We start from the raw sequence: 12,978 nt of genomic DNA, 5'->3' as shown, positions 1-12,978 counted from the left end.
TACAGTTCACCGCCATAAAAGTGGCGGTGAATGTTAATCTTGCAACATACAGACACGTTTTATGTAAAGAAGATTAAGTTTTTAAGCCATGGCTCTTTGAAACGTGATAGCCGTCAAACAAAAGCACAGGGATTTATTTTACTCTGTGTAATAAATAAAAAGGGCACTTAGATGCCCTGTCCCTGGTGAGTTTCTCCCCATCTCACCGATGCGTGAAAACGTAGATAAAAGTACAAACTCAGGAGCACTCCTTATTATGTTTAAGAATGCATTTGCTAACCTGCAGAAGGTCGGTAAATCGCTGATGCTGCCGGTATCCGTACTGCCTATCGCAGGTATTCTGCTGGGCGTCGGTTCCGCAAACTTCAGCTGGCTGCCAGCCGTCGTTTCCCATGTTATGGCAGAAGCAGGCGGTTCTGTTTTTGCCAACATGCCGCTTATCTTCGCTATCGGTGTCGCATTAGGCTTCACCAATAACGACGGTGTTTCCGCGCTGGCGTCCGTCGTCGCTTACGGCATCATGGTGAAAACCATGGCCGTGGTCGCGCCGCTGGTACTGCACTTACCGGCTGAAGAGATTACCGCGAAACACCTGGCTGATACCGGCGTGCTCGGCGGGATCATCTCCGGTGCGATTGCCGCGTACATGTTCAATCGCTTCTACCGTATCAAGCTGCCGGAATACCTGGGCTTCTTCGCGGGCAAGCGTTTTGTTCCGATCATTTCAGGTCTGGCCGCCATCTTTACCGGTGTGATCCTGTCCTTCATTTGGCCGCCAATCGGTACCGCCATTCAGACCTTCTCTCAGTGGGCTGCTTACCAGAACCCGGTTGTGGCGTTCGGTATTTACGGCTTCATCGAGCGTTGCCTGGTGCCGTTCGGTCTGCACCACATCTGGAACGTTCCTTTCCAGATGCAGATCGGCGAATTCACCAACGCAGCGGGTCAGGTCTTCCATGGCGATATTCCTCGTTACATGGCAGGCGACCCGACCGCGGGCAAACTGTCCGGCGGTTTCCTGTTCAAAATGTACGGCCTGCCGGCTGCTGCGATTGCAATCTGGCACTCTGCTAAACCAGAGAACCGTGCAAAAGTGGGCGGTATCATGATCTCCGCTGCGCTGACCTCGTTCCTGACCGGTATCACCGAGCCGATCGAGTTCTCCTTCATGTTCGTAGCGCCGATTCTGTACGTTATCCACGCGATTCTGGCGGGTCTGGCATTCCCGATCTGTATCCTGCTGGGTATGCGTGACGGGACGTCGTTCTCTCACGGCCTGATCGACTTTATCGTCCTGTCCGGTAACAGCAGCAAACTGTGGCTGTTCCCGATTGTCGGTATCTGCTATGCGATCGTGTACTACGTCATCTTCCGCGTGCTGATTAAAGCACTGGATCTGAAGACGCCGGGCCGCGAAGACACCACTGAAGAAACCAAAGCGGGCGCAACCAGTGAAATGGCTCCGGCGCTGATTGCAGCCTTCGGCGGTAAAGAAAACATCACGAACCTTGACGCCTGTATCACTCGTCTGCGCGTGAGCGTAGCCGACGTCGCGAAAGTGGATCAGGCTGGCCTGAAGAAACTGGGCGCTGCGGGTGTGGTGGTTGCAGGTTCCGGCGTTCAGGCTATTTTCGGTACCAAATCCGATAACCTGAAAACCGAGATGGACGACTATATTCGTAATAACTAAGTTATTCGAAGTCGAAAAGTTGGGGAGACTAAGGCAGCCGAATGGCTGCCTTTTTTACGTCTGGAGCAGGGTGCCGGATGGCGGCGGCGCCTTATCCGGCCTACAGCTGAACATCCCGTAGATCGGATAAGCGTCAGCGCCATCCGGCAATAAAAAAGGAGCCATCAGGCTCCTTTTGTCTAGTGACGCTCCCCGGTCAGAACTGATAGCTCGCGGTCACGCTCACGTTACGCGGTTCACCGTACACGATTGAACCATCAATATTGGTGTCGTAGGTTTTATCAAACAGGTTGTTCAGGTTGCCCTGAATAGCGAAGTTTTTGGTGACCTGATAACGGGTGAATAAATCCACCAGCGCGTAGCTGCCTTGTTCTGCTCGGAACGTTCCGTATGCGGTGGCGGTATCTTTGTAGACGCGGTTCTGCCAGTTCACGCCGCCGCCAACGGTCAGTTCGGGCATTGCAGGCAGGCGATAGTGGGTGAACAGCTTCACGGTGGTGCGCGGCAGGTTCGGGTTAACCGCTTGACCTTGATTGTCGGTGGCAACATAGCGGGTGGCGCCAAAGGTCATCTGCCAGTTGTCAGTCAGCGCACCGTTAATTTCAAATTCAACGCCTTTGCTGACGGTGCCGTCGGCGGTGGTGTAGGCCGTTTCGCCGTTGCTGCCGGCGATCGGTACCCCGGTAGACTGCGCCAGGTTATCCTGCTCAATGCGGAACACGGCAAGCGTGGTGGTCAGGCGGCTGTCCATCCAGTCGGATTTCAGGCCGACTTCATAGTTGTTGCCGGTAATGGGCTTCAGATATTTGCCGGAACTGTCTTTGTCCTTTTGCGGCTGGAAGATGGAGGTATAGCTGGCGTAGGTAGACCAGTTATCGTTGATGTCGTAAACCAGCCCCGCGTACGGCGTCGTGTGGTTCTGTTCCATGCTGTAGGACAGCGTGTTAACGCTCCAGTTGGTATAACGTGCCCCAACGATCAGATGAAGCGGGTCTGCGAGCGTGATGCGCGTAGCCGCATACAGCGACTTCATGCGCGTGGTATCGTCCTGCGCGAGGCTCTGTGGGGACCAGTTGGTTTCCGGGAAACTGGCGCTATTGAAGTTATCAAAGTTGCCGATTGCATCCGGGAAAACGTTATCCCAGGAGCTGAAATAGCGATTGTTCTGCTTGCTGTAGCTACCGCCCAGCATCAGGTTATGCTGGCGGCCGAACAGGTCATAGCTCCCGTCTGCATAAAGATCTAACGCATCAACTTTACGCTTACCGCTGTTCCAGCCCGTCCCGCCAACGTATTCATAATCCGGACCGTAGCTGCCGTACGGGCCAACTAATGTTCCATCCGCCTTGTTAACATAGGCGTCGATGTACATCATTTTACTGTCGAACTTCACCTCTGAATGGGTGGCATTCAGCGTCGCCTGCCAGGTATCGGCAAAGCGCTGCGTCAGCGTCATGAAGACTTTATTGATGTCTTTATCGTTATAGGCCCAGTCCGGCGAGGTGCTGTGCGCGCGATCGTAATGGTTGGTACTGCCGTCGGTATTCCAACGTGGTAAACCGCCCCAGGTAGGGCTGTTGACATTGATTTGCTGGTATTCATAACCAACGGAGAGGCGGGTGGTGTCGCCGAGATCCGCATCCAGAATGCCTGAGAAGAAGGTCTTTTCGTTATTGTAGCGGTCAAGCCAGGAATCATTGTTCTGATAGCCTGCAACGATACGCGCGCGCACTTTACCGTCATCGGTCAACGGGCTTTGCAGGTCGGCAACATAGCGTTGTTTATTCCAGCTACCGTACTCAGCGGAAAGGTTGCCTTTGAACTCCTGGCTGGTGGCATGTTTACGGATCATGTTAATGGAGGCGGAAGGGTTCCCAGTCCCCGTCATCAGGCCATTTGCCCCGCGTACCACTTCCACGCGTTCAAACAGCGCGGTATCGGAAAGCGCATCGCCCAGGTTCCAGCGGGATTCAAAATAGGTCGGGATACCGTCGACCATATAGTTATCGATTTGAAAGCCACGTGAGAAATAGCTGGTGCGGTCGGAGTCGGCCTGGCTGCTGGTAATGCCGAGGGTATTATTCATGACGTCGCCGAGCGTTTGCAGCTGCTGATCCTGCATACGCTGCTCGTTCACAATGCTGACCGACTGCGGGATATCGCGCTGAACCATCTGCATTTTGGTGCCAGCGGTGGTGGATTTTACGCTGTAGTCCTGCTGGTCGTTGGCAGCACTGCTGTCGGCCGAACCATCGACGACGATGGTGTCTTCGCCGCTGCTGGCAGCAATGCCGAGGCCTGGGTAGAGCGCCAGCGCAATGCCCATAGCCACGAGAGTGAGGGCGGCACGGTTATCCCGGGTAGTGGAAATGAAAGACATGATAAACCCTTAATCTAACGAGTGTTGTTGTGTTCCGCAGCTCTGTGGCCACGGTCAATGAGTGATGCCAATGTGCACTTAAAGATAAATGCAAATGAGAAATATACGCATTTTTATTCATATGTAAACAAAAGTAAGCCGGATAAGGGGCGAAGTGAAACGGTTTTTCAGTCGGGAGCGATCGGTGAGGAAAGGGGGGGCGGGGAGAAATGGCCCGGCGGCGCGACGCTTACCGGGCCTACCATGATGAGGTTAAAAGCCGGGTAAACGTCGCGCCGCTCGGCAGGAGAAACTCAGGCGAGCGCGTTCTCTTCAAGCTGGCGCATAAACTGGCGTACCCAGTCCATGCGTGTTTTACGATCGCCGAGCTCCTGGAAGAACTTCAGACGCGTCGGGCCGTCGAGACGGAAGTGCTGCGGCTGCTTCTGTAGCAGGCCAATCAGCCACGTCGGGTTAACGTGGTTCTTCTCGGCGAACTCGATAACCCCACCTTTCTCGTTGCCCTCCAGCTTGCGAATGCCCAGCTTCTGCGCCTGCTGACGCAGACGGGCAATATCCAGCAGGTTACGCGCGGCGTCCGGCAGCAGGCCGAAGCGATCAATCAGCTCAACCTTGATTTCATCCAGCTCGTTTTCGCCCTTCGCGCTAGCGATACGCTTGTAGAACGACAGGCGCGTGTTGACGTCCGGGATAAAATCGTCCGGCAGCAGCGACGGCATGCGCAGCTCGACTTCGGTTTGCTGGCTGGTTAAATCCTCCAGCGACGGCTCGCGACCTTCTTTGAGCGCATCGACGGCGTTTTCCAGTAGCTCCATATACAGCGAGAAGCCGATGGTCTCCATGGAACCACTTTGGTCTTCGCCGAGCAGTTCGCCCGCACCGCGAATCTCGAGGTCGTGGGTCGCCAGCGCAAAGCCCGCACCGAGGTCTTCCAGTGACGCAATGGCTTCCAGGCGTTTTTGCGCATCGGTGGTCATCGCTTTCGGATGCGGCGTCAGCAGCCAGGCGTAGGCCTGGTGATGCGACCGACCGACGCGGCCGCGCAGTTGGTGTAGCTGCGCTAAGCCGAAGTGGTCCGCTCGCTCGATGATAATGGTGTTGGCGGTCGGAATGTCGATACCGGTTTCGATGATGGTGGTACACACCAGCACGTTGAAACGCTGGTGGTGGAAATCGTTCATCACCCGTTCCAGCTCGCGTTCGCGCATCTGGCCGTGACCGATGGCGATACGCGCTTCGGGCACCAGCTCAGCCAGCCGGTCGGCCGCTTTCTGGATATTCTCGACGTCATTGTACAGATAGTACACCTGGCCGCCGCGCAGGGTTTCACGCAGAATCGCTTCGCGTACGACAAGGCTATCGTACTCGCGCACGAAGGTTTTCACCGCCAGGCGTCGGGCGGGCGGGGTGGCAATAATGGACAGATCGCGCATCCCGCTCATCGCCATATTCAGGGTTCGCGGGATCGGGGTGGCGGTCAGGGTCAGTATATCGACGTCGGCACGCATCGCCTTAATGCGCTCTTTATGGCGCACGCCGAAGCGGTGTTCTTCATCGACAATCAACAGGCCCAGGTCGCGCAGCTTGACGTCGCTTTGCAGCAGCTTATGGGTGCCGATGAGAATGTCAATTTTGCCTTCAGCGGCTTCGGCAAGGATCTGTGTTTGCTCTTTGGCGCTGCGAAAACGCGAGAGCATTTCAATACGCACCGGCCAGTTGGCGAAGCGGTCGCGGAAGTTATCGTAGTGCTGCTGAGCCAGCAGGGTGGTCGGTACCAGCACTGCCACCTGCTTGTGGTTCTCTACCGCGAGGAAAGCGGCGCGCATGGCGACTTCGGTTTTACCAAAGCCGACGTCGCCGCACACCAGTCGGTCCATCGCCAGCGGCTGGCACATATCGCTGAGCACGGCGTTAATCGCCTGCGCCTGGTCCGGCGTGGTTTCGAACGGGAAGCTGTCGCAGAACAGCTGGTACTGCTCGCGGTCATGTTTGAAGGCGAAGCCTTCTTTTGCCGCCCGCTGCGCGTAAATATCCAGCAGTTCTGCTGCGACATCGCGCACCTTCTCGGCGGCTTTCTGTCGCGCGCGGGTCCAGGCATCGCCGCCCAGTTTGTGCAACGGTGCGTTCTCTTCGGCCCCACCTGCATAGCGGCTGATCAGATGCAGGGACGACACCGGCACATACAGTTTGGCGTCGTTCGCGTAGGTGAGCATCAGATACTCGCCGGTTATGCCGCCCGCTTCCAGCGTGGTCATTCCGGCATAGCGGCCGACTCCGTGCTCCAGATGCACCACCGGCTGGCCAACGTGCAGCTCCGCCAGGTTACGAATCAGGGTATCCGGGTTGATGGTACGCCGTGCGTCCTGACGACGACGGGCCACGCGCTCGCCCAGCAGATCGCTCTCGCAGACCAGCGCCAGATTGGCCTGAGTGTCGATAAAACCGTGCTCGGCCGCGCCAATCATCAGATAGTGACCTTTGCCGCTGGCCTCATCCAGCCGCTGAATACGCTTAGGCGACAGCTTAATGCGCGCCAGCAGCTCGCCCAGCGCCTCGCGGCGGCCTTCGCTCTCTACCGAGAACACCACTGAGCCGCCAAAGGACTCAATAAATTTGCGCAGGTTATCCAGCGGCGATTTATTCTGCGCCTGCACGGAAAGGTCCGGCAGCGGCTGGAACCCCAGGTTCGTGCGGGCCGCTTTCTCGGCCAGACGGTCGGTCTTCAGCTGGACGCGCGGCCATTTTTTGAGTTCGCTGTTCAGCTCGTCGGTGCGCAGCCAAAGCTGGGCAGGCGGCAGCAGCGGGCGCATCGGGTCAACGCCGCGGCTTTCAAAACGCGCCTGCGCATCGGCCTGGAAACGCGCCGCGCTGGCTTCCAGATCGCCGGTATTGACCAACAGCGTGTTGGCGGGGAAATAGCTAAACAGCGGCGGCAGCGGCTCGCTGAAGAACAGCGGCTGCCAGTATTCGATCCCGGCGGGCAGGGTGCCTTTGCTGACCTGCTGGTAGATATGCTCGGCATCGCGTTTGACATCGAACTTGTCGCGCCACGCGCTGCGGAACAGCTCAATAGCCGCTTTGTCGGTGGGAAATTCGTGCGCGGGCAGCAGGTTGATGGCCTCAACCTCTTCCAGGGTGCGCTGGCTGTCGACGTCAAACACGCGCAGGCTGTCAATTTCATCGTCGAAGAAATCGAGACGATAGGGTCGGTCGCTGCCCATCGGGTAGAGGTCGAGCAGCGCGCCGCGGGTAGCGAATTCGCCGTGTTCCATAACCTGATCAACGTGACGGTAACCCGCGCTGTCTAGCTGGTCGCGCAGGGCGTCGCGCGACAGGCGCTGGCCTTTTTTCATCACCAGCGCGTGGCCGTGCAGGAAGCTGTGCGGGCATACCCGCTGCATCAGCGTGCTGACCGGCACAATCAGTACACCGCGCTGCATGGTCGGCAGCTGGTACAGCGTCGACAGGCGCGAGGAAATAATATCCTGATGCGGCGAGAAGCTATCGTAGGGCAGGGTTTCCCAGTCGGCAAGGTTCATCACCATGCTGTCGGTAAACTGGCCGATTTCATCGTGCAGGCGCAGAGCGTTTTGCATATCCGGGGCGATGAGCACCACCGGCCCCGCGTGGCGTTCGGCAATATCTGCCACCAGCGTCGCACAGGCCGCGCCGGTCAGTTCGCCAAGCTGGCGCTGGTCGCCAGGTTTTGTCGGTAGGGCATAACGAGCAAGTTCAGGCATAGTCAGCGCACGTTCTCCAGAAGGCCGTAATTTCACGGTAATAATATAAATTTGCTGTACTTATTATCCGTGATGGCGGCGGGAGTGCAACCGCTGAAAGTGCGGGGCGTTCGGGTTTCAGAACATTTGCCGTCTCTGCTGGCTGAGCTTGCGGTATTGCTGCGGCGACATGCCGACAAATTTGCTGAAGGTACTGTAAAAACGACTGCTCGAGCGGAACCCGGCGGTCATGGCAACGTCGATAATGGTTTTATCGGTATCGCTGAGCAGCGCGCGCACGTGGTTGATGCGCATGGCGGTAATGTATTGCTTCAGCGTGAGCTGCATGACGCGTTGGAAGATGCCCATTGCGTAGTTAGCGTTAAGCTTCACGTGTTCGGCGACGTCGTTGATCGTCAGCGCCTGATCGTAGTTGTCGGCAATAAAGCCCAGCATCTGGCTGACATAAAACTGCGCGTGGCGCGAGACGCTGTTTTTGTGGGTGCGTGAAGTTTTGTTCAGCAGGATCGGCTGCCAGCCGGAAAGGCTAAAGCGTTTGAGCATCAGGGCGATTTCGTCGATCGCCAGCTGGCGAATTTGCTCGTTGGGGCTGCTGATTTCCTGCTGCCAGCGCATCACTTCAAAAGTGCTGAGCTGCTGGGTAGCCAGTGATTTAATCACCATACCATGCGTCACGTGATTGACCAGTTCCCGGTCCAAAGGCCAGGAGAGAAACAGATGCATAGGCAGGCTGAAAATGGCCATCTGTTTACAGCTACCGGGGCGGGTTAGCTGGTGCGGCGTACAGGCCCAGAACAGGGTGATGTGCCCCTGTTTTATCTGCACCACTTCGTTGTTAATCAGGTATTCCACATCGCCGTCGAACGGGACGTTGACCTCAACCTGCCCGTGCCAGTGGCTGGCGGGCATGGCGTGAGGCGGGCGCAGCTCAACGTCCAGCCGCTGGTATTCGGAGTAAAGCGACAGCGGGCTGCGGGTCTGTTTTTCATCGCCGTTACACATGTGCGGGTCGGGAGGAAGAAAGACTATCGGTTCGCTGCTCATGATTGCTCCATTTCCTGATTTATCAGAATCATGCCATCGCGGTGGCTTTTAAACCGGGAAGCAGGCCGCAAAAGCCACCGTTACTCATAAGAATAGACTCAAAAAAGGGCCGGATACTCTGCTTTTTTGCCTATTTGTTCCCATAAACTCAGATTATTTGCCTTCCCGCAGAGGATCTGAGTTTATGGGAATGCTCATTGTGGAAGGTGGAAGTTTTCTGTACCTGGCGCGTGCCACCATGAAGGTGTCCAATACTGTTCGGGAGAGTCATGATGACAGCACCAAAAATTACCTTTATCGGCGCCGGTTCCACCATTTTTGTTAAGAATATCCTCGGCGACGTGTTTCACCGCGAGGCGCTGAAGTCGGCGCATATCGCGCTGATGGATATCGACGAAACGCGGCTGGAAGAGTCGCATATCGTGGTGCGCAAGCTGATGGATTCCGCCGGTGCATCCGGCCATATTACCTGCCACACCGACCAGCGCGTTGCGCTGCAGGGGGCTGATTTCGTGGTCGTCGCCTTCCAGATTGGCGGCTACGAGCCGTGCACCGTCACCGACTTTGAGGTTTGTAAGCGCCACGGTCTGGAACAGACGATCGCCGATACCCTTGGCCCCGGCGGCATCATGCGCGCGCTGCGTACGATCCCGCATTTGTGGCAGATTTGTGAGGATATGAGCGAACTGTGTCCGGATGCCACCATGCTGAACTACGTCAACCCGATGGCGATGAACACGTGGGCGATGTATGCCCGCTATCCGCATATCAAACAGGTTGGGTTATGTCACTCCGTACAGGGAACGGCGGAAGAGCTGGCGCGTGACCTGGATATCGATCCGGCATTGCTCCGCTATCGCTGCGCCGGGATTAACCATATGGCGTTTTATCTTGAGCTGGAGCGTAAAACGGCCGATGGCCGCTACGTCAATCTGTACCCTGAGCTGCTGGCTGCCTATGAGGCCGGGCAGGCGCCTAAGCCGAATATTCATGGAAATACGCGTTGCCAGAACATCGTGCGCTATGAAATGTTCAAAAAGCTGGGCTACTTCGTCACCGAGTCGTCTGAACACTTTGCGGAATATACCCCGTGGTTTATCAAACCCGGACGGGAAGATCTCATTGCGCGCTACCGCGTTCCGCTGGATGAGTACCCGAAACGCTGCGTTGAGCAGGTGGCGAACTGGCATAAGGAGCTGGAGGAGTACAAACGCGCCGATCGCATTGATATTAAACCGTCGCGCGAGTACGCCAGCACCATTATGAACGCGCTGTGGACCGGTGAGCCCAGCGTCATTTATGGCAACGTGCGCAATGACGGGCTGATTGATAACCTGCCGCAGGGCAGCTGCGTGGAAGTGGCTTGTCTGGTTGATGCTAACGGGATCCAGCCAACCAAAGTCGGGGCGATACCTGCTCACCTGGCGGCGATGATGCAGACCAACATCAACGTGCAGACGCTGCTCACGGAAGCCATTCTGACGGAAAACCGCGATCGTGTTTACCATGCGGCAATGATGGACCCGCATACCGCTGCCGTGCTGGGTATTGAGGAGATTTATGCGCTGGTGGATGACCTGATTGCTGCCCACGGCGACTGGTTGCCAGCCTGGCTGCATCATTAATCAAAATGACACTGCGCCGGGCAATGTATCCGGCGCGTTACCTTTTGCTACTCTACAGAAGGCGGGCGCTGGTAACAGCGACCCGATACCCTATGAGCATCTCTCTGACGACAAAACTGAGTTACGGATTCGGGGCATTTGGTAAGGACTTCGCTATCGGTATTGTGTACATGTACCTGATGTATTACTACACCGATGTTGTGGGGCTGTCGGTGGGCCTCGTGGGCACGCTTTTTCTGGTGGCGCGCATCTGGGACGCGATAAACGACCCGATTATGGGGTGGATTGTCAACGCGACCCGCACGCGATGGGGGAAGTTTAAACCGTGGATTTTTATCGGCACGCTGGCGAACTCGCTGGTACTGTTTTTGCTGTTCAGTGCGCATTTGTTTGAAGGCACCGCGCAGGTGGTTTTTGTCTGCGTCACCTACATTTTGTGGGGCATGACCTACACCATTATGGATATTCCCTTTTGGTCGCTGGTACCGACCATTACGCTTGATAAACGTGAACGCGAGCAGCTGGTGCCGTATCCACGCTTTTTCGCTAGCCTGGCCGGGTTCGTCACGGCGGGTATTACGCTGCCGTTTGTGGAATTTGTCGGCGGGGCGGATCGCGGCTTTGGCTTCCAGATGTTTACGCTGGTGTTAATTGCCTTCTTTATCGTCTCCACCCTGGTCACGCTGCGCAATGTCCATGAGGTCTTTTCCTCGGATAGTGACGCCTCTGCCGACGGCGCTCGCCTGACGCTGAAAGGGATTGTCGCGCTGATCTACAAAAACGATCAGCTCTCCTGTCTGCTTGGTATGGCGCTGGCCTATAACATTGCCTCAAACATCATTACCGGCTTTGCGATTTACTATTTCACCTACGTGATTGGCGATGCGGCGCTGTTCCCGTATTACCTGTCCTACGCCGGGGCGGCAAATTTACTGACGCTGATATTGTTCCCGCGGCTGGTGAATGCGCTCTCGCGCCGGGTGCTGTGGGCCGGGGCATCGGTGCTGCCGGTTATCAGCTGCGCGGCGTTATTTGCCATGGCGCTGGCGGGCTATCATAACGCACCGATGATTGTGCTGGCAGGGATCTTCCTTAACGTCGGTACCGCGCTGTTCTGGGTGCTTCAGGTCATTATGGTGGCTGACACCGTCGACTACGGCGAGTATAAGCTCAACGTGCGCTGTGAAAGTATTGCCTATTCGGTACAAACAATGGTGGTAAAAGGCGGCTCGGCGTTTGCCGCATTCTTTATCGCCGTGGTGCTCGGGGTGATTGGCTATACGCCTAACGTGGCGCAGTCGGCGCAAACCATTCAGGGGATGCAGTTCATTATGATTGTGCTGCCGGTGCTGTTTTTCATCGTGACGCTGGTGCTTTATTACCGCTTCTATCGCCTGAATGGCGACATGCTGCGTAAGATTCAAATCCAGCTGCTGGATAAATACCGCAAAGTCCCGCAGCCGACGGTGACCCCGGAGAAACCGGCCATCGCGGTGGCAACGGCACGTGACGTAAAGGCATGAGCATGGAATGGTCGTCATGGATTGGTTATCTGGCCGCCAGCCTCACCACGCTCTCGTTTTTACCGCAGGCGATAAAGGTTATCGCCACGCGCAACACGCAGGGTATTTCCGGGCTGATGTACGTGATGTTTGTCTGCGGGCTGGTGATGTGGCTGGTTTATGGCCTGATGATTGAAGACGCGGCGGTAAGCATGGCGAATTTTCTGACGCTGGTGTTTGCTCTGCCGATTTTAATTATCAAGTTTCGTCGCGGGTAACGTGCGCCGCCATCCGGCCTACAACTCGATCCCGTAGGCCGGATAAGCGCCAACGCCATCCGGCAGATTTCAGTTGGCAACTGTGCCAGCGCGCCAGCAGCAGCACCGTCGTCAATGCGCCCAGCAGCGCACAGAACATGTCCGACTGGGTATCCCACGGGTCCCCCTGAGTGCCAAGAAAATCGTCCGCGCCTTGCCCCATCGCCAGCGCCGCCCACCATTCAATCAGCTCGTAGGTGGCGCTGATCGCCAGCGCCACGCAGCACACCAGAAACGCCAGCATTTTTTCACCGCGTACAATGTGCCCGCGCAGCAGAATTTCGCGCGCCGCTAGCGCCGGTACCAGCCCCTGGAAGAAATGGCCGAGTTTGTCGTAGGGATTACGGCTCAGGCTCAGCCACTCCTGCACCTCAAACCCCAGCGGGACTTTCGCATAGGTATACTGGCCGCCGACCATCAAAATGACGGCATGCAGGAAAATCAGCAGATACAGCAGTGGCGTCAGCGGGTAGCGCTTTGCCGTTAACAGCAGCAGCGGGACCACAATAATCACCGGCGTCACCTCCATCAGCCAGGTCACTTTTTCTGCGGCGCTGACGCCGGTATACAGTAAGAACAAGCTCAGCAACAGGGCGCCAGCGGCTAATATCTGTGGGGGAACGGTGCGGATCATCATGAATTCACGGCTAATAAGGGAAAACATCACTATTAACCGTTAC

Annotated in this window: 8 protein-coding genes; 4 read left to right on the top strand and 4 right to left on the bottom strand. The window is 56.5% G+C overall.

Annotated features, from left to right (window positions below; genetic code table 11):
- Nucleotides 1-256 precede the first annotated feature (256 nt).
- A complete protein-coding gene (ptsG, locus tag H7R76_RS14475) occupies nt 257-1,690 on the top strand; it encodes a PTS glucose transporter subunit IIBC (protein ID WP_106926353.1) in 1,434 nt (477 codons plus the stop codon).
- A 196-nt stretch (nt 1,691-1,886) separates the two neighbouring features.
- Here the strand turns inward: ptsG and fhuE are convergent, their stop codons facing one another.
- The 3 genes from fhuE to melR form a co-directional block, all read right to left on the bottom strand.
- Nucleotides 1,887-4,070: a ferric-rhodotorulic acid/ferric-coprogen receptor FhuE gene (fhuE, locus tag H7R76_RS14470; protein ID WP_106926355.1), complete on the bottom strand. Its 2,184-nt coding sequence runs from the start codon at nt 4,068-4,070 to the stop codon at nt 1,887-1,889.
- A gap of 293 nt (nt 4,071-4,363) precedes the next feature.
- Complete coding sequence (mfd, locus tag H7R76_RS14465) at nt 4,364-7,810, bottom strand: transcription-repair coupling factor (RefSeq protein ID WP_182965601.1); 3,447 nt, start codon at nt 7,808-7,810, stop codon at nt 4,364-4,366.
- A gap of 117 nt (nt 7,811-7,927) precedes the next feature.
- A complete protein-coding gene (gene melR / locus H7R76_RS14460; RefSeq protein WP_182965599.1) occupies nt 7,928-8,854 on the bottom strand; it encodes a transcriptional regulator MelR in 927 nt (308 codons plus the stop codon).
- Nucleotides 8,855-9,123: 269 nt separating this feature from the next.
- Between melR and melA the strand changes: the two genes are divergently transcribed.
- The 3 genes from melA to H7R76_RS14445 all read left to right on the top strand — a co-directional run bounded on the left by melA (nt 9,124) and on the right by H7R76_RS14445 (nt 12,259).
- A complete protein-coding gene (gene melA, locus H7R76_RS14455) occupies nt 9,124-10,479 on the top strand; it encodes an alpha-galactosidase (protein ID WP_106926361.1) in 1,356 nt (451 codons plus the stop codon).
- 92 nt (nt 10,480-10,571) lie between these two features.
- Nucleotides 10,572-12,002, top strand: coding sequence for a melibiose:sodium transporter MelB (gene melB / locus H7R76_RS14450; RefSeq protein WP_182965597.1), 1,431 nt, complete (start codon nt 10,572-10,574; stop codon nt 12,000-12,002).
- A 2-nt stretch (nt 12,003-12,004) separates the two neighbouring features.
- Complete coding sequence (locus tag H7R76_RS14445; protein WP_106926364.1) at nt 12,005-12,259, top strand: SemiSWEET transporter; 255 nt, start codon at nt 12,005-12,007, stop codon at nt 12,257-12,259.
- Here H7R76_RS14445 and H7R76_RS14440 read toward each other — a convergent pair.
- Nucleotides 12,240-12,932, bottom strand: coding sequence for a DUF2238 domain-containing protein (locus H7R76_RS14440; protein ID WP_182967997.1), 693 nt, complete (start codon nt 12,930-12,932; stop codon nt 12,240-12,242). The genes H7R76_RS14445 and H7R76_RS14440 overlap by 20 nt on opposite strands.
- Between the last annotated feature and the right edge of the window lie 46 nt (nt 12,933-12,978).

Source organism: Klebsiella sp. WP8-S18-ESBL-06 (genome assembly GCF_014169755.1).
Taxonomy (GTDB): domain Bacteria; phylum Pseudomonadota; class Gammaproteobacteria; order Enterobacterales; family Enterobacteriaceae; genus Kluyvera; species Kluyvera ascorbata_B.
The sequence above is the reverse complement of the archived record's forward strand: the minus strand, read 5'-3'. Positions and strand labels throughout refer to the sequence as shown.